Genomic DNA, 21,571 nt, shown 5'->3' with positions numbered 1-21,571 from the left:
CTTTTAATGACAACCATGTTTTCCTCTTAAAAGAGTTTTTCCTTGCTCTTACTTTCATAAAAAAACAAAAATCACCTTATTTTTAATGACGTGACTTATTTCTAGTTAGTAATTATTCCTTTAATGGAACAATAACAGAACCCATTAAATACTCTTGTCCACTACTATTCTTCTGAACTACTAAAACTTCATAGGAACCAGCCTCTTTGGTTGAACTAGTTGCAGAGTATTTAAAGAATAAAGTATTACTCTTTTCTTTAAACGTGGGAATTTCTACCACACTAAATCCTTTTAACTTTTTATATGCAGAATTTAACTCATACTTTGTTTTTTGAGAATTTTTCCTGCTAAAATTAGCATCCATTTCAAATTTAAAATTACCTTCACCTGTGTTATAACTTTCTAAGTACCACCGGTAATCATTTTCTATATTATTTGCCAGATTGACCAATTCAAAATGATAATCGCCTGTTTTTAATTTTAAAAGTCTACCATTATGATTACTTAATTCGATACTATTAAAGAAAGGTATATACTCACGCAATTCAAATGTAAATATACCATTATCATGAATTGATGTATCAATTACTTTCGTTTTTTTACTAACTAATACATTATCACGAAATAATCTAACATTTGTAATTGGTGCTTTATTGTAATTATCGTAGAAATATAAAGTTATTCTTTTCGTATAATCATTTTTATTAAAGAATAAATAATTTTTTTCTTTTTTAATTTCTCCTTCTAATTTAGCAACAGCAGAAAGCATGAGATGCGTAGGGTGATTATTTTTTTGGGAGTTGCATGCTGTAAATATAGCAATGAGTGTAGCGGTTAGTATAAATAAACAAAGCTGTTTTTTCAATAATATTCCTCACTTCTTTTTTTCCTAATTTAAATTTCAAAAAGAATAAACTATTTGCGAGTATATCTGAAAAACCATTTATACGTTCTGTCACGATCATTCGCCCTGCTGTACAAAGTCTTTTTTGAGCCAAGTAAAGGTTTGTAAGTGTATTTGTACTTTTCTACCTTAATTTTATTAACACTCCATAATTCATAGATATAACCTTTTTGTGCAGTAAATTCTACAGTTGATGTTTTTCCCCAACTCTTACCAAATGTTCCCCCTAGATTTGCTTCGGCAATTTTTTTAATTCCAAATTCAGTAGAACCGGAAAGGGTATAAGTAGAATTTGAAGTAGAAGATAATGTAACTGTCGCTTGTGCATTTACAGCTTCAAATGCATCTTTATCCCATCCATTATATTTATAAGAATAGGCGTAATAATTCCACTTTTTATCTTTCCAGGGACCTAAAAGTTCAGAACTGCCAAATTCATTAGTCGATCTATAAGTAACACTAGGACGGCTATTTGAAGGAACAACTGCTGCCAGTGCAGATAATGGGTCGAAGATAGAAAAAATAATTCCATATGACAAAATTAATCCAAGTCTTTTTTTCTTAAATTGTTTCACTAAAATTCTACCTCCTTTTATTTTTATTTCGGTATGTTTTAACAAAAATACACAATAATTTTTGTATATAAGTGGATACTTTATGAATGTTTTCCAAATATCATTTTAATTTTAGACTAATGCCTTACTATTAAGTTATTAATCCTAAGGAGGTCTAGCTATGAGAAAGAAAATAGTAGTTATATTTGTAGTTATTGCATTTGAAGTGATCAGCTCTTATTTGTATATAAATATTAAATTAGATTTAACTAAGGATACTGTAGAAGATTATCTTGTGACAGAAAAAGGGGTTGCTAAAAAAGATATTAAAGTGAGTAAACCCGTCTATGATTGGATTAAAGCAAAAGGAGACAAAAAGTGGTTTGTTTGTGTTGAAATAATGGGTGATCAGGGAACTTATTATTATTATAAAGACCACCAAAAAAATAAAGTAAAATTGGATTATTATATTTTACATGGGGTTGAATATAGTGCTAGAGAATATGAAAAAATAAAAGGTAAAACCCCTTAAAAAAAGGAGGCGACCTCTTTTTTACCAATTAAATGTTTTTACAATATGAAAGTTATTATACGGTAAAGCTGAGTTATTTAAGAAGTCGTATGGTTTGATAATTGAAGGACGCTGCCAAACTGTTTTAAAAACTCCACCTCCCATTGATAAAGTACTAGGCTTTTTATATTCAAAACCTGCTTTGTAATACGAATACCATACTAATTCACTACAATAAGTTTTTTTAATATTAGTTGGATTTGGAGTAAAGTTTAAATCATAAGGTATATTTTTATTTAAAAAGTTATCCTTAGCTTTTTGAGCTACCTTTGTTCCCAGTGTCGCATTTTTTGATCTAATTACTTTTGTACTTGGATTCTTAGATTGACTAAGCCATTCGGTTATCGAAATCTTTGATGGCTTTTTGTTTGGTCCAGCAATATGCAACACAGTTTTAGAATCAATCACGATCCCTGCATGACCTACTATCCCCTTTCCACTTACCCCAGGAGCTGTACTCTTTGAAATAAGTATGTCTCCCGGTTTAAATTGAAACGAATTTGCCTTGCCTTTTGGTAATAAAATTCCTAAACAAACGATACATAATATAAACCCTATTATAATTTTTTCTTCGACTAATAGCTTTTTCATTACTAATCTCCCTTTCTACTGATTTACTCATTGAGGAAGATTTTACCTGAAAACATCGTTACAAGGCTGGGATATAATTGAATAATTTGTGAATTTTTTCACATTTTAATATATCTCCCCATAATACATACTTTTATATAAAAAAGGGCACCTATCCATCAAATAACGATGTAATAGATACCCAGATACAAATTTATTTTTTATTAACCAACATACTCAAATGCTCAGCAGCCGATTTAATATCTTCTTTTCCTAAAATCGCAGAAACAATTGCAACACCATCAATATCTGTTTCCATTAATTCAGAAACGTTTTTTTCATTAATTCCACCGATGCCTACGATTGGAATTTTTACTGCCTCACGTATTCTTCGTAACTCATCTCGTGCTAAATATTTTGCATCTAGTTTTGTACTCGTCGGATACACTGAACCAATACCAACATAATCCGCACCTTGTTCCTGTGCAATCATTGCTTCTTCTAATGTTGATGCAGATACACCAATAATCATATCTTCCCCAACAATCTGTCTAGCTACAGTTAAAGGTAAATCTTCTTGACCGATATGCAAGCCATCAGCCTGTATCGCCAATGCGATATCTAAACGGTCATTAATAATCAATGGAACATTATATTTTGAAGTTACTTCTTTTACTTGCAAAGCAACTTTGTAAAAGTCTAGACTACTACAATTCTTTTCTCTTATTTGTACAATCGTTGTTCCACCTTTAATTGCTTCTTCAACAGATTGAACTAAATCTCTTGATCCTAATACATCTCGATCCGTTACTAAATAAAGCTTATAATCTATTTTACTTTTTGTTATAGCCATTCGATTTTTCCTCCCGTTAGAAGTGTATCAACAGAAGCTTTAGATACTTCATCAAATAAGTTTATTTTAAATGTACCGATTCCTTGCCCTTCAGTTAGGCGAGCCTTAGCAAGCTCTCCACATAGTCCCATCGTAGTAATACCGGAAACAGCTGCAAGGAAATAATCAGTCGTTGCACCAGCATAAGTTCCAATTAGTGATGTACTCATACATCCAGTTCCAGTTACATCAGCTAGCATTTTATCTCCATTTGAAATGGTACATACTCGGTCCTGTTCTGCAATTATATCTACTGCACCTGTAATTGCAACTACTGAGCCTAATTTCGCTGATAGAGATTTCGCAATTTCAACGCCGTCTTCTTCACCAGCTACAGAATCCACACCTTTAATTTGAACATTTAAGCCAGCAATCATTTTAATTTCTGACATATTTCCACGAACTACTGCAAAACGTACTTCTTTCAATAATTTAGCAGTCGTTTCTGTACGTAAAGTAGTTGCTCCTACACCAACAGGATCTAATATAACTGGTACGCCTAATTGATTAGCTTTTTTACCAGCTTTAATCATTGATTGGATTGTTCTTTCATTTAATGTTCCAATATTAATAACAAGAGCTGATGCAAAAGATACCATTTCTTCTACTTCGGCTAAATCATCTGCCATAACTGGTGATCCACCTAGAGCTAACACCATATTTGCACAATCATTTACAGTTACATAATTTGTAATGTGATGAACTAAAGGCTTTTTCTCTTTCACGCTTTCAAGAATTTGACTCATTTCATTCATAGTTAACATTTTTTTCTCCCCCGATTTGCTTTGGAACAAGCTTATTAATAACAAACTGAACAACTATATAAATGACACAAATTAAAATCATACTTGGTACAGTAGCCCCAAGGAAGAAATCTAATTGTACAAACTTACGATAAATAAAAACTCCTAAAATCCATGTAATAACCGCAATCCAATCAATTTTCAACGATTTACTTATACTTGTTCTTTTTAGGATAAAATAGTCCGTTAATAAAATTGCATATAGCGGCGCAAAAAATGAACCAATTGTATATAAAAATCCTTCATACTTTTCAATTGGGAAAATAACGGCTAATAATGTTCCTATAGCTGTAACGATAAGGGCTATATGTTTTCCATTTAGTTTTGGAAAAATGGTTGTAACTGATATTCCGGCAGAATAAGCATCCATGAATGTTGTTGTAACAGTCGCTAGGACAACGATACCAACTGCAAATAATCCTAGATTTGCACTCATTAAAACAGCAACCGGGTCTACTTCATTAAATGCCAGTGCTGCGCCTAGCCCAATAATATACATCCAAGAGCTTCCAAACATATAACCTATAAAACTACCAATTGCTCCATCCTTTGTTGTCTTTGCAAATCGAGTATAATCACTAATTAATGGAATCCACGATAGTGGCATTATGACCGATAATTCAACTGCTTCTCCAAAAGATAATCCAGTAGTGCTTGGTTGAGTTAAGATTTTATCACTTTTAAAAATAACAAAACACAGTACAATTGTTAGAACAAATAATAAACAAACGGCTAAACTATTAAGTTTTTTTGAAGCATTTTGTCCAAAGTACAACCAGATCGCGATTAATACTCCAATTACTAAACACCAAACCCATAAGTGATCGAATTTATAATCTTTTATTGTAACTAAATTGATAGAGCGAGCCCCTGTTAAAATCATAATTGCCGTCCAGCCTAGTAACTGTAAAACATTTAAAATCGAAAACAAATAGCTACCGTAACTACCAAATGAAATTTTTGTAGATTCCATTGCTGACAATCTTTGCTGAGAACCAATGACTCCACCTAAAATGAGCAATAGTGTACCAAGTAAATGCCCTACTAAAATGGCTGTTAAACCTTTCTTAAAACCTAGTGGTGCTACTAGGGCACCAGTCATAATTTCCGCTACAGAAACTGCCGCACCAAACCAAAGTGTTGTAAAGTTCCACTTCGTCATTTTTGCATTTTGCTTAGACATGTTGAACGCCTGCCTTTTCATACAATGAGTAGAAATGATGGACAGGACCTACTCCTTTTCCAATTGAAAAGGAATGTTTGATTGCTAATGTTATATAGTTTTTCGCCTCTCTAATTGCCTCATTTAATTCAAGTTCATTTGCTAAATTAGATGTAATCGCTGATGATAAAGTGCAACCTGTACCGTGGGTATTAATTGTATTAATCCTAACGCTGTTAAAGCTTGTAAACTCCTCACCATTAAAACAAATATCGGTCGCTTCACCTTCTAGATGACCACCCTTTACAAGGACGTTCTTTGCACCTAATGAGTGAATTTGAATAGCAGCTTCTTTCATCTCTTCAATCGTTGTAATTTTTCTTCCAGTAATCACTTCTGCTTCAGGAAGATTTGGCGTAATAACAGTTGCTAAAGGAATGAGTTCTTGAATTAAAGCTTCCTTTGCATCTGGACTTAATAAGTCAAATCCACTTTTTGAAACCATAACTGGATCAACTACGATTTGCTTTGGTTTATATTGCTTAAGTTTCTCAGCAATTACTTTAATCGTCTCTATTTGAGATACCATTCCAATTTTTACAGCATCTACTTCAATATCAGTAAAAATTGCATCTAACTGACTTGCAATAATCTCTGGTGTCATATCTTGTACAGCGAACACTCCTTGCGTATTTTGAGCTGTTACAGCTGTAATTACACTCATTCCAAAAACATGATGAGCTGAAAATGTCTTTAAATCCGCTTGAATACCTGCACCACCACTTGAATCAGAGCCGGCTATCGTTAATACTTTTTTCAATTTTCTTCCCCCTATTTCATGAATAGAACTCTTTGATCTTACAGATAGAAGATGAAACTTGATTTTAAATACAAAAAAGCACAAATCCCATAAGGACTTGTGCTCGAACAAATCAATGTTATGAATACAAAAAATGTATTCTACCGTTCACTTTCCTACGCTGGCATTATCCAGATCAGGTTAAAGGGTCAAAGACTACCTGTGTCTTAATCTCAGCCGACCATTTACGGCACCCCTAGTACTATTCAATTATTTACTTTAATTACTTTATCATCTTAATTAATCCTCTAAATTTATTCAAGTATTTAGACTGATTCCTTTAAATTTTGTCTTTAAAGAAAATCATATTGCTATTTTGAATAATTAACTGTATCACAATTTGAACTACAAGTTTTTGCGATCGAGCAAGAGCCACATTTACCTTTTTTCGTTTTCTTTATATATCGTAAAAGTGTCCACCCTGCATATCCAAAAATAAGAGCTCCTATTATAATATTGACAATCATAAGGAGATACCCCTTTCTCTAGTAGCCTAAGAGACTTCCAACTTGATAGATAATTAATGCTAATATATATGCAATAACTAATGCATATCCAACTGAGAAATATGTCCATTTAGCTGAACCTGTCTCTTTACGAATTGTCGCAACTGTTGCTAGACATGGTACATACAATAAGACAAAAACCATAAAGCTAAATGCGGAAAGTGCAGAAAACTGTGTTGACAGTATTCCTTGTAAAGAATGTGCATTTGGCACGTGATAGATAATATTCATAGCAGATACGACAACCTCTTTAGCTAAAAATCCTGTTAGTAAAGAAGCACCTGCTTGCCATGTACCGAATCCTAAAGGAGAAAGTATTGGTGTAAGTATACCCCCAATCATTGCTAAAAAGCTATCATCCATCGAAACACCGAAACCACTTGGGCCCATATAAGATAATAACCATATAGCTACAGAACCACCAAAAATAAACGTACCAGCTTTTCGAATAAAGCCTTTCCCTTTGTCCCATGTGCTTCTAAATAAAGCTTTACCTTGTGGCATACGGTATGGTGGAAGTTCTACGACAAATAATGAAAACTCACCCTTTAATATAGTAGATGAAAAAACCTTAGCTAAAATTAATGCAACTACGATTCCAAGTATATACAGTGAAAAAACAACTATTGCTTGATTTTTCGCAAAAAATGCTCCAACGAATAGTGCGTATACTGGTAATCGCGCCGAACAAGACATTAATGGTGTTAACAAAATCGTGAGTAGTCTCTCTCTAGGCTGTTCTATTGTTCTAGCGGCCATAACCCCAGGTACATTACAACCAAATCCTATAATCATTGGAATAAATGCCTTTCCGGTTAAACCAACCATCTCCATCGAACGATCCATTACTAAAGCTGCGCGAGACATATATCCAAAATCTTCAAGGAATGATATTAGTAAAAACAAAATAAAAATTTGTGGAACAAAGACTAAAACTCCACCAACACCGGCAACAATTCCATCAAGAATAACTGCTTTGATAAAATCAGATGCATGAATTGCATTTAAGCCGTTAGTAAGCCAGTCTGTTACAGGTCCTGATAAAAAACCATCTAATGCGTCGGATAAGGGTAACCCTAACCAATCGAAAGTAAGCTTAAACATTAAAAACATTGTTACTAAGAAAATAGGAATACCCAAAATTGGGTGTGTCACAAATCGATCAATGCGATCAGTTAATGTAACTGCTTCATTCGATTCTTTCTCTACCGAACTACCAATTAAATTTGAAATCATTTCTTTTCTTACAGAATAAATCCATTTTGAAGGTGCTACACCTTGTTCACTGTTTAATTGTTCCGCTGTTATTTTAATTACTTGGTCAATTTTACTAAAATCGTAGGATGAAGCTATAAATTCGATTACCTCTTTATTCCCCTCTAAGATTTGTATTGCAGTCCATCTTTTAGGAATAGATAAAGTTGTAGGTAATAATGTCATAATATTTTTAATACCATCTTCAACAATTTTTCCATAATCAATTTCAAACTCAACTTCAGATTGAGGAATTGTCGCTAATACTTCATTTACTTCGTCTGTTCCCTTACCCGATCTAGCATCAATTGGAATAACTGGTACTTTTAATATCTTTGAGATACTAGAAGGATCAATTGAAATTCCTCTCCTTTTAGCAACATCAACCATATTTAGACCAATAATCATTGATTTATTAAACTCTAGAAGTTGAAGAGTGAGCATTAAATTTCTCTCTAGTTGAGCAGCGTCAACAATATTAATCATCCCATCAAATGTTTCATTTACAAAAAAATGTGAAACAACGGCCTCATCTTTTGAAAGAGGGCTCAGAGAATAGATACCTGGTAAATCAATTAGATTTCCAAGTTTATTTTTTATAGTCCCTACCTTTTTTTCAACGGTAACCCCACTCCAATTTCCTACATATTGGTATGTACCTGTTAAATTATTAAATAGAGAAGTTTTTCCTGTATTTGGATTTCCAATAAGCGCTATATTTAACATATTTTTTCTACCTTTATCCCAGATGCATCATGAAATCGAATGCCAAGTGATTGTCCGCAATTTTCAATCATACAAGGCCCTTTGAACGGCATTGTACATTGTAGGCAGACCATAGCCCCTTCACTTATCCCTAGATCTAAAAGACGTCTCTTCACTGCCTCACCTAGTGATGACAAGTCCGTTATTTTTGCTTTTTCGCCTTTTTTTAATTCTGAAAGTAACATAAGTGATTCCCCCGGATCGAAACTTATTATATATAAACAATTAATAATGATAATCCTTATCAATATCTTTATCTTAAATTAAGTCAAGTTAATTGTCTACCTGATTTTATGAAAAGGTTTACCTAAGAAAAAATTCCCAAAATCGAGCAAAAAAAGCAAGAAAAAACCCACAAAGAAAATTCGATGTAGGCTTTTTTAGAAAACAATGAGTAATTATATCTTTATTATTTTAGATCTTTAACTTCTTTTAATACACTTTCCAACTCGTCACCAGCCTGGTTAAGTGTATCTGCATTCAATGGAGATACCTTTACTCCTGCTTCAATAATATGAAGTGGCGTTTCAACTTTTTCATAAAGTGATTTGTCTTTATCTTTTACTGAGTCTTCGAATTTTTCCCATGATTTTTCAAGCGCTTCTCCGCTATCTTTTGCCTTTGCTTCATCATTATTCGAAATTTGTGTTTTTAATTCTGAAATCGTTTTGATCATATCATCAGAACCAGTTTTAATTGCATCGTCTGTTTTCGTTCCACATGCAGATAAAGTTAAAGATAGTCCTAAAGCCATTGCTGCGACTAGTTTTTTATTAGATAACATTTTTCGTTCCCCCCGAATTTTTACTACTTTTTTTATTGTTTTTATTTGAGAATCTATTATATATAACAGTAATACAAGCTAATAGCAACAAAATCATCTGGGGTACAAAGCTCTCCCAAGTTGAATAAATCGCAAAGAAATCTATTGTAGGAATAGGAGCCTGAGTCGCTGGAAGTAATCCAGAAAGCTGTAAACCATGAATACCCATTCCCGCAAATTTAAAGCATAAATAGAACATTAATATACTTGAGACAAGGAAAAACGGTCTCATTGGAATTTTCAGGCCAACCTTTAAGATTAAGTAGCTTAGTATTGCTAAAATTGCGAATCCTAACCCAATCCCAATTAATAAAGACGACAGTTTAATTGATGATGCCATTCCAATAAAGAATAATACAGTTTCAGTTCCCTCACGGAAAACTGCTAAAAACGCAAGAATTGATAAAGATAATAGACTACCTGTATTTAATGCTTTATCACTCTTAGTTTTAATATATTGTTGCCATTGCTTCGTATTAGATTTGCTATGTAACCAGTAACTCATATATAAGAGCATGACAGCAGCAAATACCCCAGTCCAGCCAGCAATTAAAAAGTTATTACTTCCAAAAGCACCTGCTGAGAATAAAATGTTTACGATAACACCTAGTATGATACTGACACCTAATCCAGAGCCAACACCAAACCAGATCCACTTGCTTTTCTTTTCTTGTCCAGACTTTTTAATAAATCCTAGTAATGCAACAACTACTAGTAATGCTTCTAAGCCTTCTCTAAGTAAAATTGTAATAGCATCTAGCATTGTATAACTAGTTTTAGACGCTAATGGTAATAGATAATCACGCATATCTGTAATTGTTTTTGTAGCCGCTTTCACATCAGGCGTTTTAGCAGTTAGCATTGCATAAGAAGTAACCATATCTCTTTCAGCGTCAGTATAAACTGTTTGAGATTGTGTTAATACAACACCTTCAATATTAATCCAAGATTTTCTAAATTGATCAATCTCCGAAGTTGCTCCTGATACATTGTTATCTTTTAATTCTGCTAATGCTTTGTTTAATATTTCGATTAAATCTTCAACACTACCTGTACTTTTTGAATCTAATTTTGAACTAGCGAATTGATGAGAAATAAACTTTTCATTTACCCCTTCTAATTCTTTAAGTGCAGTAACAAGTGCATTTTGATTCACTGTTTTTTGTGCTAGGTTATACTGAACCATACCCATAGCTTCCTCGATTTTGCCATACGCATCAATCGATTTATTTTTTATTCCATCCTCTTTATCAAGCCACTCGTCGTTGAATTTTTTATACTCCTGCTCAGCAGATTTAAAATCTCCTTTTTGTGCAGATTGGATTGCACTTTCCACAAAAGTATTTGCATGTGTTAAATCCTCTTCAGGGCTTGCAGCAAAGGTTTTAAACGGTAAAACTAGTAATAGTAAAGCTGTTAAAGTTACTTTAATAAGAGCCTGCTTCATCGTTGATTTTCCCCTTAAATATAAATGATAATCATTATCACTTCTTGATAATAAAGCTTTTTCGCTTCACAGTCAATTAAATTTTTATTAACTATTTTTAATGTACAAATCAACATTCAGCAAAATAAAAAAGCAAAAAGTATTAAACTTTTTGCTTTAAATGTGTATAGAAAGTAATCATCGATTCAGTCTGCTTGAAAACTTTGCTTTATAAGAGTCCATTAGTTAGATGAAGAAACCAAAACCTTCTGTTCAATATTTAAAATGTTGTACAGCTCATCAAGTTTTTGAATTTCATAAGTAGGAATTACATCTGAGTCATTTGGAAGCATTTTTGAATTGACCCAGCAAGTATCGATCCCCGATCCAGCCCCACCAATTATATCCGCGCTAAATGAGTCTCCAATAATCAAGGTTTTATCTAATTCAATATTTGGAATTCGATCAAATACATATTGAAAGTATTCTTTCATCGGTTTTTGATAACCAGTATCCTCGGAAACGAAAATATCTTTAAAGAAAGAATAAATATGAGCTGCATTCAATCGTTTATATTGTGTTTTAGAAACCCCATTTGTAACAATATATAAGTCGAACTCATTCTGAAGACTTGTCAGTAATTCAAACGCACCTTCAACTAATTGATTTCCCTCACCTAAATAGTTTTGATAAGACTGTTCAAGCATAATACCATCAACTTCAATACCAAACTCTTTAAATAAAGTTGAAAAACGTGTATTCACTATATCATCTCGACTTATTTTACCTTCTTCAAAAGCCTTCCAAAGTCCATGATTAATTTCTTTGTATCGTGACTTAACTTCATCTGTTAATGGTAAATTTTGATCTTTAAATAGAGATTGTAATGCTACTTTTTCTGCTGCACCAAAATCTAATAATGTATCATCTACATCAAATAATAATGTTTTGTATGTTTTCATAACATTTCCCCATCTCTATTTATTTAATTCATATTTTACTAGATTGATTTTTAACTAGCTTAATACGTTTCAAACTTATCCCGCTTAATTTAAAAATTAATATACCACTTATAATAAGCAAAACACCAATTAGATGCTTAGAAGAAAATGGAACTTTCTCAAGACCTAGCCATCCCATAGAATCAAATAACATTGCAAACAATAATTGAGATGTGAGAACAATTGAGATCGCATAAGTTGGTCCAAGAATTTTAGTACTATTCGTTAAGCAGAAAACAACACCTACACCGACTATTCCGCTAATCCAATACCAATTTTTCATATTATGCAAAACAAATAATTCCTTACCTTCAAATAAAAGCCCCATTCCGAAAGAAGCTAAAAAGCCCATTCCTAATACAAATGTAGTAGTTACCCATATTCCTGCCCGTTCATTAACTTTACTATTGAATATGTTTTGTAAACCAATTAGTGATCCTGCTATTAAAGATAATATTAATCCATAAAGCATAAATTGCACCTCCAAAAAATTTCTGTATGAGTCCTAAAATTATCATTCGTATATATTATTTCTTGCAAGAATACTCAAACCGGCTCGATTTTTAATAAGGATACCCCCATTTTTTCGCTCTACCAGGTCATCCTTACAGAACTGTTGAATAACTCGATTAACATGTCGATAACTCGTTCCGATTAAATTTGCTGCGTCTTTAAGATTGATCGGATTTAAATTATCGTTTTGTATAAAATCCGCTTCGTGGTATGAAACCGATAATAAGTAACTTGCTAGTCGAACTTCTACTGGATACATTAAATTAAAGCTCATTGAATTCGACTTAATAAGAAACTTTTCCGTTATGATTTCTAATAAGAATTGAAGAAACGGTGCATAGTCTTTACCAAATTTTTTTAACCAGCGATAATCTACAGCAATCATCTCAACTGCAGATATAGCTTGAACCGTATTTATATAGTTAGAGCCTCTTACATATTCAATATCTCCAATTATTTCAATAGGCGTTTTAAATGATAGAATTAATGTTTTACCCTCCGCTGAAGAAGTATAAACTTTGATTTTCCCTTTTACTAAAATAAACAAAGTTTTTGGTGAGTCTCCTTGAGAACAAATAAGTTCTCCTTGCATGAATCGTTTAAGCGTTAAATGAGCTTTTAAATCCTCATTAAAGACTGCTTCAATATTATGTTCAGCTAAAAAATGATTAATTTGTTCAATATCACTAGTGATTTTCAAGTTAACTTCACCTCCTGTAAATTTACTTTTAAGATCCTAACACAATCACACCGATTATCATCATACCAATTCCAATAAATTGTGACGGACTAATAGTAAGCTTTTTGACTCCGAACCAGCCTCTACTATCAATGATAAATGTTAAACTTAGCTGTGCGATTAAAAGAACAGAAATTGAAAATGTCACACCAATAATATGAATTGATGTCACATTACAAAAGATAACAAATGCTCCAAGTGCCCCACTTAATAAATAAATTGGATTCACTTTCTTAACTTCAGCTAATTTTTTATCTTTTATTAATAGTAGTACGCATAAAGCCACAATAAAACCTGTAAACTGTGTAATTGTAGCTGCTTGCCAAGTACCTATATCACTACTTATTTGAGAATTAGCAACACCCTGTAGTGTAATGAATGCTCCACCAACAATTGCTAATAAAATTCCTTTCATATTTTTCTCTCCTGTCATATTGATTTCTTCATTATTAAACGATATTTGAAGGTTGTTTGGGAAGGACATATGTCCTAAAGAGAAAATTGAACGATCTCTGCAATTGTGGAAATCTTTTTAGATTTTATAAATTTCTGTGGATAGTTTGTAGATATAGTTTTGGGAGTGTGAGAATTCTGTTGATACTCTGCTATTATGTGGAAAACCTCAAATAAAAATGTGGATAATGTAACTATTAGTGGATAAATTGGTGATGCATTTTTTTGAGGAGCGTCTAGTTTTGTGGATACTTTGTTGTTAAATAGTTGAAGCCCAGATACTATATGAAGAAATACACTCTGATCTAGTGAAAAAGCTACAAATAAAGTATATTGGTTCTCAATTAAATTCCTAGAGTCTGCAATAATTTGAGGAACTGCAAGTAAATTTCGATAACCGCAATTAAAATAATCAAATCTGCAATTAAATTTCTGGAATCGCAAATAAAAATAGCAAATCTGCAATTAAAATTAAGAAAATCGCAAATAAACCACTATTATACCCATACTGCTTACCGTATTTTAGGTAATATTCCACTAAAATCAGATGATAATATCTATCCTAATCAATTTTTTTCATCTAAAAAGGTTAACACAGACCGATTATTACCTAGATTCAGCTATTTTTCAGAGCTAAGCATGGTTAGGTTCGATAGAATACCCAAAAAATAAAAAAATCAGGCCACTGATCTAGCCTGATTCACTTTTTATTAAATTACTTCCTCGCTTACTAAACTTGATTCCATTAAAAGTTTAATTTCATTTATCTTATTTTGATTAAATAAATCAACAATTTTACTTCCTACAATGACTCCATCACAATCTTGGCTTAATTCATTTACTTGTTCTGGGGTAGATACACCGAATCCAGCTATTACAGGTTTATTACTAATTTCTTTAACACTTTTTAAAAAGGATGATAGGCTGGCGTCTAGCTCATTTCGAACACCAGTAATTCCTTTTACTGTTACTGTGTATAAGAAGCCTCTTCCTTTTTCAGCAATTTTAATGATTCGTTCTTTTGGTGTAGCCATTGTGACTAATCGAATTAGTTCTACACCAAATTCTTCAAGTTTATGAATGATAATTTCTTCTTCTTCGATTGGTAGGTCAGGAATAATACAGCCGTCTACTCCTGCTTGTTGAAGGTCAGATACGAACCTTTCAATTCCATAAGCTAAAATAGGATTCATATATGTCATAACGATTAAAGGTACAGAAATTATTTTACGAACTTCTTTTATCTTTTCAAGTACAGCTCTTAAAGTTGTACCAGCTTGTAATGCTCGAATTCCCGCTTGTTGAATTATTGGTCCGTCTGCTACTGGGTCTGAAAACGGAATACCAACTTCAATCGCTGATGCACCAAATTTTTCTAGTAAAGCTAGCCTTCCTCCTAATACTTCAAGACCACCATCTCCTGCCATTACATAAGGAATAAATAGTTTTTCCCCCTTTTTAAGTCGTTCAGAAAATTGGGATTCTATTCGATTCATCATTATTTTTCCTCCTTTAATCGCTCACGAACGGTATGAACATCTTTATCGCCTCTGCCAGATAAACAAATGACTAAATTTTCATCTTTCTTCATCGTTGCTGCTAGCTTGATTGCATATGCTACTGCATGTGCGCTTTCTAATGCTGGAATTATTCCTTCTAATCTTGCTAATAATTGGAATGCTTCAAGTGCTTCTTCATCTGTGATTGATTCATATTTTACTCGTTCAACATCTTTCAAATAACAATGCTCAGGACCTACCCCTGGGTAGTCAAGCCCTGCAGAAATCGAATGGGCTTCTTGTATTTGACCATCTTCATCTTGAAGTAAATACATTAATGCACCGTGTAATACACCTGGTACACCTTTAGTTAAAGATGCTGCTTGCTTATCTGTATGGATTCCATGACCAGCCGCTTCTACTCCAAATAACTTTACACTTTCATCCGTTATAAATGGATGGAACATACCAATTGCATTACTTCCTCCGCCAATACAAGCTACTACTGCATCAGGAAGTTTACCGTTCTTCGCTAAAAATTGTTGTCTTGTTTCTTTTCCAATTACACTTTGGAAATCTCGTACCATCATAGGGAAAGGATGTGGCCCCATTACTGAACCTAATAAATAATGAGTGTCATCTACATTTGCAACCCAGTAACGAAGGGCTTCATTTACTGCATCCTTTAATGTCGCACTTCCTGATTCAACACTAATCACTTTTGCGCCTAGTAATTCCATTCGGAAAACGTTCAGTTCTTGTCTTCGAACATCCTCAGCACCCATGAAAATAACACATTCTAAATTTAAAAGGGCACAAACTGTTGCAGTTGCTACACCATGTTGTCCCGCTCCTGTTTCAGCAACGATTTTTCGTTTCCCCATTCGAATCGCAAGCAATGCCTGACCAATTGCATTATTAATTTTGTGAGCACCAGTGTGATTTAAGTCCTCACGTTTTAAATAAATATTAGCTCCGTTTGCATGCTTAGTTAAATTTTCGGCGAAGTAAAGAGGTGTTTGGCGGCCTACGTAATCCTTTGACAATCTTTCAATTTCCTCGTTAAATGCTGGATCATCTTTAATTTTTGAATAAGCTTCTTCTAATTCTGTTATGGCTTGAACAAGCGTTTCAGGTATATATTTCCCTCCATACATACCGAAATGACCTTTCACATCTGGAAGTGTGTATGTTGACATTTAAATTCCTCCTAATTTTACTTTTTTTATAAAACTTTTTATTTTTTCCTGATCTTTTTTACCGTTCGTTTCAACTCCACTACTTACATCAACCATTTTTGGTTTTACGACGCTACTAGCAGGTATTACATTCTCAATCGTCAATCCACCGGCTAAAATCAAGTTATCTATTTTTTTTGAACCCATAAGGTCCCAGTTAAATGTTGTTCCATTACCACCACGATATTTGCCACTCGGGCTATCTACTAAAATATAATCACAATCATATTCTGCGATTTTTTCAACGTCCTTTTCCGATTGAACTCGTAATGCTTTGATTACTGGAAAGGATAATGAGCGACAAAATTCTGGTGTTTCATCTCCATGTAACTGAATATGTGTTAAACCAACTTCCTGGTAGATGGATTCTAATGTTTCCTTTGTTTCATTTACAAAAACGCCAATCTTCAATATCGAATCTGGCAGTGATTCGATGATCTTTTTTGCTTCAGAAATTTCAATACGACGTTTACTTTCTGCAAATACAAATCCAACTGCATCAGCTCCTGCATTTATTGCACTTTGAGCTGTTTTTAAATCGGTAATGCCACAAATTTTTACTTTCACTGCTTAGCCTCCTTTAGAATAGGAACCATAAGCTCTCTCATGTTGGATGATAATTCATTACTCCTCATTAATGCCTCTCCAACCAAAATTCCATTTGCTCCAGCATTTCTTACTCGTTTTGCATCATACTCATTGAAAATGCCACTTTCACTAATAATGAAACCCCCAGTTGCTTGAATAAGTGGTGCTAAACTTTCTGTTACTCCTAGGTTCACTTCAAAGGTTTTTAAGTTTCGGTTATTGATGCCATATAGTCGGGGGCCAATTTTTAGTGCTTTTTCTAAATCTTCCTCGTCATGTACTTCCATCAATACTTCAAGATTTTGCTGTTTAGCATATTGATATAAATGATTTAGTTTTGTATAAGGTAATGCAGCAGCAATGAGTAAAATAATGTTTGCTCCATGCTCTTTTGCGATATCTATTTGAACTGGATCAATAATAAAATCCTTGCATAATATCGGAATATTAACGGAATCACGTACGATTTTCAGATCTTTAAAGGAACCTTTGAAGAAAGTTGTATCTGTTAAAACAGATATTGCGGCTGCTCCATTTTCTTCGTATTTCTTTGCTTGTTCTGCGGGATTAAGATTTGTATTAATATCCCCTTTTGATGGTGACGCTCGTTTAAACTCCGCAATGATCGATAAATGGTCTGCAGCTTTTAACTTTTCAATTAATGATAAATTCTTTTTTTGATCCGCTATTTTCCGACTAATCGCTCTTAAACTTTTGATTTCGATTTGTTTTTGAGAAATAATACGATCTAAAATGGTTTCCATTTATATAACCTCTCTTTTCAGTTTGCTAGTTTTTTCGACTAGTTTTTGTAATTTCTCATAAGCTGCGCCAGAATCAATGCTCTCTTCAGCCTTCTTAATACCATCTGTTATTTGATTGACAATACCTGAAGTATAGATTGCTAAACCAGCATTTAATAAAACCGTATCTCTAAAAGCTCCTTTTTCTCCTTTTAATACTCGAAGAAGAATATCTGCATTCCTTTTTGCATCTCCACCTTTGATTTCTGTATTTGGGTAATAAGTTAATCCAACTTCTTCCGGATGAAGGGTCATCTTTTTCAGCTCATTATTTTCTAGTAGGACGATATGATTTTCACCAGCTAACGATGCTTCATCTAAATGACCTGCACCGTTTAATACAATCGCTCGTTTACGTCCTAATTTATTTAGCACTTCAGCAAATACTTCTAAATAATCTCTTCTGTAAATTCCTAATAGTTGGGTCTCTAATTCAACTGGATTTGTTAAAGGTCCAATTAAGTTAAAAATGGTCGGAATTTGCAATTCACGTCTAACCTTCATAACTTTTTTCAATCTTGGATGAACATATGGTGCAAATAAAAAGGTAATTCCTATTTCGTCTATAAGCTCCTCGGAAGCTTGTGTTGGAATCGATAGCTCCACACCTAACTGCTCTAATACATCAGCGCTACCTGTTTTGCTGGACATGCTACGATTTCCATGTTTCGCAATTGGAATTCCACTTCCCGCAATAACAAATGCCGAAGTTGTACTCACATTAAAGCTCGATGAGTTATCTCCACCCGTCCCGCAATTATCAATGACATTATGAAACTTCCTAGTAAATCCTACCGTATGATTTCGAATTGCGTTTACTAGTCCTGCGATTTCGTTTACTGTTTCACCTTTTGTTTTTAAAGCAACTAAAAATGCTGCGATTTCACTATCTGATATTTGATCATCCTGTAGAATCCGACCGACAGCTACTTGCATTTCTTCTGCTGTAAACGACTCACGATTAGCTAAGCGTTGAAGGTACTCTTTCATCTTTTAATTCCTCCTTTATTTCATTTAAAAAGTTTAATAAAAGCTGTTTTCCCAATTCTGTTCCAATAGATTCCGGATGAAATTGCATACCGTAAATTGGATATTTTCGGTGTTTAATAGCCATAATTTCTTGATCGTCCATAGCAAATGCTAAAATTTCAAATAATGGCGGTATCGTTTCCTTTTCAATTACCAGCGAATGGTATCGCATAACTTCTAACGGTTGGGACATGTAGGCAAATAAATTACTACCATCGTGCCTAATTTTCGATGTTTTTCCATGTTTGATTTGTCTAGCTTTACTAATTTTTGCGCCGAATGCATAACCGATTGCTTGATGCCCTAAGCAAATGCCTAGTATTGGGACAGTCTTATGAAAAGTTTCAATTAGTTCAATCGTTTCCTGCTTCTCTTCGGGCTTACCTGGTCCCGGAGAAAGAATAATTGCCTTTGGATTTATTTCTTTTATTTCATCAATTGAAATTTTGTCATATCTAGCGATTTTCATTTCTTCGCCAAGCTCTCCTAAAAATTGATAAAGATTGTAAGTAAAAGAATCATAGTGATCAATTATTAAAATCATGATTTTCCTCCAAAAAAGCTTTTAGTTTATTAATGGTTTCTTCATATTCGTGTTCGGGTTTGCTGTCATAAACAATACCTGCTCCTGCTTGAATATAGGCCATTTGATTTTTTATAATCATCGTTCGAATAGCTAATGCAAAATCAAGATTTCCATTAACTGATACATAACCGACTGCACCGGAGTATACCCCTCGCTTTGAACGCTCTAATTCATTAATGATTTCCATTGCTCTAATCTTAGGTGCACCAGAAACGGTTCCAGCTGGTAAGCAAGCAATAAGAGCATCAAGTGAAGTATGTGGTTTTTTTATTTCCCCACTAACTTCGGAAACGATATGCATTACATATTTATATCTCTCAACGTTCATATATTTTTCTAATTTGATTGTTCCAAACTCACAAACTTTGCCCAGATCATTTCTTCCTAAATCAACAAGCATTTTATGTTCGGCAAGCTCCTTCTCATCCTGTAATAAATCCCTTTCAATTTTTAAGTCTTGTTCATCTGTTTCCCCTCTTCGTTTCGTACCAGCAATTGGATTCGTTATGACCTGATTACCTTTAACTTTTATTAAGCTTTCAGGGGAAGTACCAGCAACAACGCTATCACCAAAATCGATATAATACATATATGGTGAAGGGTTTTGGATTCGTAATTTTCGATAATAGTCAAATGGATTTCCTTCAAATTTTGCTCCCATTCGATGAGATAGAACGACTTGAAAAATATCTCCTTTTTGAATAAATGACTTTGCCTTTTCTACTTTGGACATGTAGTCAGCTTTACTAACTTCAGACTCGAAAGTAGAAAATACAACTGGCTTTACTTCCTCCTCTTGATTTGAGTTAGCTACAATTACTTGCTTATACTTCTGAATTTCGCTCTTCAAATCTTCTAATTTTGTTTCATCGGAAAGCTTTGTTCCAACCAAATGAATTTTCTGTTCCAAATGATCAAATACAATAATGACTTCAAAAAACATTAAATGGAGATCTGGCATTCCAATCACGTCTTCCAACTCATCACCAATTTCTTCAAATTGGCGAATCATATCGTACCCAACATATCCAATTCCTCCGCCAATGAAAGGAAGTTCAAGTGCTTCCAAGTAATCCTGCTTTGGTATTAGCTCTTTCAGTTTTAAAAGAGGATTTCCAATAAACTCTTCTTTTTGACCGTTGTTATGGATGATTTGGCCACCTTGATTCGTTCCAATTAATTCAAAAGCAGGTTTTGAACCGACAAATGAATAACGACCAGAATCTTGATGCTTAAACGAACTTTCAAATAAAAACTTTTTGCTATCGGTCAATTTCTTAAATAATGAAATCGGTGTAAACAAATCCCCCATTATCGTTTCAATGATTATTTCTGCTTTGTTTTGTACTGACAATTTGTTCGACCTCCAGGAATTTAATGATGAATATAAAAAAAGTCCCCTATACGCACAAAGATTGTGCATATAGAGGACGATTAGTTGCTACCGCGGTACCACCTCAGATTGGATCAGATTTAACTGAATCCCACTTTTCGGATACGAGAATTAGTTGCATATAATTCCGATACCCTATCCTTTTAACGGTGGAAATCCGTGCATCCCTACTTTACTGTTCAAGATGCCTCTCGTAAGCCCATTCGATAAAGGTTCCTGTATTAGACTCCCACCATTGTCTAACTCTCTGTGACATTCACCAATATTTACTCTTCTTACTCATCGATTTATGTTTATTTAATTTAAAAGAAATACAAAAAGGGCCCCCCGTCTTAAAAAGGACGAGAGACCCGTGGTGCCACCTTCATTAGCTGATTAACAGCTCGCTTTATCGGTATCCAATCAACTTTTCATTGAATACCCGTCTTTTGTAACGAGAAGACTACTCGCCAAAGCCTACTACTTATTTAAGGTTCGGTTTGAATGCTCAGAAGTCCATTCGCGATTACTTTCACACTGATTCGCACCAACCATCAGCTCTCTTTAGTTTCCGTAATCGTTACTACTCTTCGTCAACGCAAAGTAAATATGGATGTTTATTTAAATTAATTGTCCTTATATTATTATGCAAAAAATAAAA

General features: G+C 33.6%; 24 protein-coding genes, 1 riboswitch and 2 other annotated features. Of the genes, 1 reads left to right on the top strand and 23 read right to left on the bottom strand.

Annotation, left to right across the window (positions count from 1 at the left end):
* Window positions 1–112: 112 nt before the first annotated feature.
* Window positions 113–865, bottom strand: a complete 753-nt coding sequence (locus ACFWM3_RS02830; RefSeq protein WP_390310111.1) for a hypothetical protein — start codon at window positions 863–865, stop codon at window positions 113–115.
* 50 nt (window positions 866–915) lie between these two features.
* Window positions 916–1,479, bottom strand: coding sequence for a hypothetical protein (locus tag ACFWM3_RS02825; RefSeq protein WP_390310110.1), 564 nt, complete (start codon window positions 1,477–1,479; stop codon window positions 916–918).
* Window positions 1,480–1,639: 160 nt separating this feature from the next.
* Between ACFWM3_RS02825 and ACFWM3_RS02820 the strand changes: the two genes are divergently transcribed.
* Window positions 1,640–1,990: a hypothetical protein gene (locus ACFWM3_RS02820; protein WP_390310108.1), complete on the top strand. Its 351-nt coding sequence runs from the start codon at window positions 1,640–1,642 to the stop codon at window positions 1,988–1,990.
* Between the two features lie 21 nt (window positions 1,991–2,011).
* On the opposite strand, the gene ACFWM3_RS02815 is transcribed toward ACFWM3_RS02820, so the two are convergent.
* The 21 genes from ACFWM3_RS02815 to trpE form a co-directional block, all read right to left on the bottom strand.
* Window positions 2,012–2,620, bottom strand: a complete 609-nt coding sequence (locus ACFWM3_RS02815; RefSeq protein WP_390310107.1) for a YiiX/YebB-like N1pC/P60 family cysteine hydrolase — start codon at window positions 2,618–2,620, stop codon at window positions 2,012–2,014.
* A 193-nt stretch (window positions 2,621–2,813) separates the two neighbouring features.
* The gene (gene thiE / locus ACFWM3_RS02810; RefSeq protein ID WP_390310105.1) at window positions 2,814–3,452 is read right to left on the bottom strand and encodes a thiamine phosphate synthase; all 639 of its coding nucleotides are present in this window, start codon (window positions 3,450–3,452) and stop codon (window positions 2,814–2,816) included.
* The gene (thiM, locus tag ACFWM3_RS02805; RefSeq protein WP_056469658.1) at window positions 3,443–4,255 is read right to left on the bottom strand and encodes a hydroxyethylthiazole kinase; all 813 of its coding nucleotides are present in this window, start codon (window positions 4,253–4,255) and stop codon (window positions 3,443–3,445) included. Before thiM ends, thiE begins: the two co-directional genes overlap by 10 nt.
* The gene (gene cytX / locus ACFWM3_RS02800; protein ID WP_056469657.1) at window positions 4,239–5,477 is read right to left on the bottom strand and encodes a putative hydroxymethylpyrimidine transporter CytX; all 1,239 of its coding nucleotides are present in this window, start codon (window positions 5,475–5,477) and stop codon (window positions 4,239–4,241) included. The genes thiM and cytX overlap by 17 nt, the downstream gene beginning before the upstream one ends.
* Entirely contained in the window at window positions 5,470–6,276 is an 807-nt protein-coding gene (gene thiD, locus ACFWM3_RS02795; RefSeq protein ID WP_390310103.1) for a bifunctional hydroxymethylpyrimidine kinase/phosphomethylpyrimidine kinase, read from the bottom strand. Before thiD ends, cytX begins: the two co-directional genes overlap by 8 nt.
* Window positions 6,277–6,411: 135 nt before the next feature.
* Window positions 6,412–6,523: riboswitch (TPP riboswitch) on the bottom strand.
* A gap of 103 nt (window positions 6,524–6,626) precedes the next feature.
* Window positions 6,627–6,782 (bottom strand): FeoB-associated Cys-rich membrane protein, encoded by a 156-nt coding sequence (locus ACFWM3_RS02790; protein ID WP_056469655.1) that lies wholly within the window; start codon window positions 6,780–6,782, stop codon window positions 6,627–6,629.
* Between the two features lie 18 nt (window positions 6,783–6,800).
* The gene (gene feoB / locus ACFWM3_RS02785) at window positions 6,801–8,801 is read right to left on the bottom strand and encodes a ferrous iron transport protein B (protein ID WP_390310101.1); all 2,001 of its coding nucleotides are present in this window, start codon (window positions 8,799–8,801) and stop codon (window positions 6,801–6,803) included.
* On the bottom strand, window positions 8,795–9,025 hold the full coding sequence (locus ACFWM3_RS02780; protein WP_056469652.1) for a FeoA family protein: 231 nt from the start codon (window positions 9,023–9,025) through the stop codon (window positions 8,795–8,797). The genes feoB and ACFWM3_RS02780 overlap by 7 nt, the downstream gene beginning before the upstream one ends.
* 224 nt (window positions 9,026–9,249) lie before the next feature.
* On the bottom strand, window positions 9,250–9,624 hold the full coding sequence (locus ACFWM3_RS02775) for a hypothetical protein (RefSeq protein WP_025568318.1): 375 nt from the start codon (window positions 9,622–9,624) through the stop codon (window positions 9,250–9,252).
* The gene (locus ACFWM3_RS02770; protein WP_390310099.1) at window positions 9,614–11,110 is read right to left on the bottom strand and encodes an FTR1 family iron permease; all 1,497 of its coding nucleotides are present in this window, start codon (window positions 11,108–11,110) and stop codon (window positions 9,614–9,616) included. The genes ACFWM3_RS02775 and ACFWM3_RS02770 overlap by 11 nt, the downstream gene beginning before the upstream one ends.
* A gap of 221 nt (window positions 11,111–11,331) precedes the next feature.
* Window positions 11,332–12,051, bottom strand: coding sequence for a YjjG family noncanonical pyrimidine nucleotidase (locus ACFWM3_RS02765; RefSeq protein ID WP_390310097.1), 720 nt, complete (start codon window positions 12,049–12,051; stop codon window positions 11,332–11,334).
* A gap of 28 nt (window positions 12,052–12,079) precedes the next feature.
* Window positions 12,080–12,562, bottom strand: a complete 483-nt coding sequence (locus ACFWM3_RS02760) for a DMT family transporter (RefSeq protein WP_387362229.1) — start codon at window positions 12,560–12,562, stop codon at window positions 12,080–12,082.
* A gap of 42 nt (window positions 12,563–12,604) precedes the next feature.
* A complete protein-coding gene (locus tag ACFWM3_RS02755) occupies window positions 12,605–13,303 on the bottom strand; it encodes a Crp/Fnr family transcriptional regulator (protein ID WP_390310095.1) in 699 nt (232 codons plus the stop codon).
* 28 nt (window positions 13,304–13,331) lie between these two features.
* Window positions 13,332–13,757 (bottom strand): DMT family transporter, encoded by a 426-nt coding sequence (locus ACFWM3_RS02750; protein ID WP_056469624.1) that lies wholly within the window; start codon window positions 13,755–13,757, stop codon window positions 13,332–13,334.
* 748 nt (window positions 13,758–14,505) lie between these two features.
* Entirely contained in the window at window positions 14,506–15,291 is a 786-nt protein-coding gene (gene trpA / locus ACFWM3_RS02745; RefSeq protein ID WP_390310370.1) for a tryptophan synthase subunit alpha, read from the bottom strand.
* A gap of 2 nt (window positions 15,292–15,293) precedes the next feature.
* Complete coding sequence (trpB, locus tag ACFWM3_RS02740; protein ID WP_390310093.1) at window positions 15,294–16,493, bottom strand: tryptophan synthase subunit beta; 1,200 nt, start codon at window positions 16,491–16,493, stop codon at window positions 15,294–15,296.
* Window positions 16,494–17,099: a phosphoribosylanthranilate isomerase gene (locus tag ACFWM3_RS02735; RefSeq protein ID WP_390310091.1), complete on the bottom strand. Its 606-nt coding sequence runs from the start codon at window positions 17,097–17,099 to the stop codon at window positions 16,494–16,496.
* Complete coding sequence (gene trpC / locus ACFWM3_RS02730; RefSeq protein WP_056469612.1) at window positions 17,096–17,884, bottom strand: indole-3-glycerol phosphate synthase TrpC; 789 nt, start codon at window positions 17,882–17,884, stop codon at window positions 17,096–17,098. Before trpC ends, ACFWM3_RS02735 begins: the two co-directional genes overlap by 4 nt.
* On the bottom strand, window positions 17,885–18,913 hold the full coding sequence (gene trpD, locus ACFWM3_RS02725; RefSeq protein ID WP_056469610.1) for an anthranilate phosphoribosyltransferase: 1,029 nt from the start codon (window positions 18,911–18,913) through the stop codon (window positions 17,885–17,887).
* On the bottom strand, window positions 18,885–19,496 hold the full coding sequence (locus tag ACFWM3_RS02720) for an anthranilate synthase component II (RefSeq protein WP_056469607.1): 612 nt from the start codon (window positions 19,494–19,496) through the stop codon (window positions 18,885–18,887). Before ACFWM3_RS02720 ends, trpD begins: the two co-directional genes overlap by 29 nt.
* Window positions 19,480–20,850, bottom strand: a complete 1,371-nt coding sequence (gene trpE, locus ACFWM3_RS02715) for an anthranilate synthase component I (RefSeq protein WP_390310369.1) — start codon at window positions 20,848–20,850, stop codon at window positions 19,480–19,482. The genes ACFWM3_RS02720 and trpE overlap by 17 nt, the downstream gene beginning before the upstream one ends.
* Before the next feature lie 111 nt (window positions 20,851–20,961).
* Window positions 20,962–21,223 (bottom strand) — a binding site (T-box leader).
* A gap of 42 nt (window positions 21,224–21,265) precedes the next feature.
* Window positions 21,266–21,516: a binding site (T-box leader), on the bottom strand.
* Window positions 21,517–21,571: the final 55 nt, after the last annotated feature.

Origin of the sequence: Gottfriedia sp. NPDC058432 (assembly GCF_042721555.1) — a bacterium.
GTDB lineage: Bacteria > Bacillota > Bacilli > Bacillales > Bacillaceae_G > Gottfriedia.
Note: the sequence above shows the minus strand (reverse complement) of the source record. Positions and strands in the feature narration are given on the sequence as shown.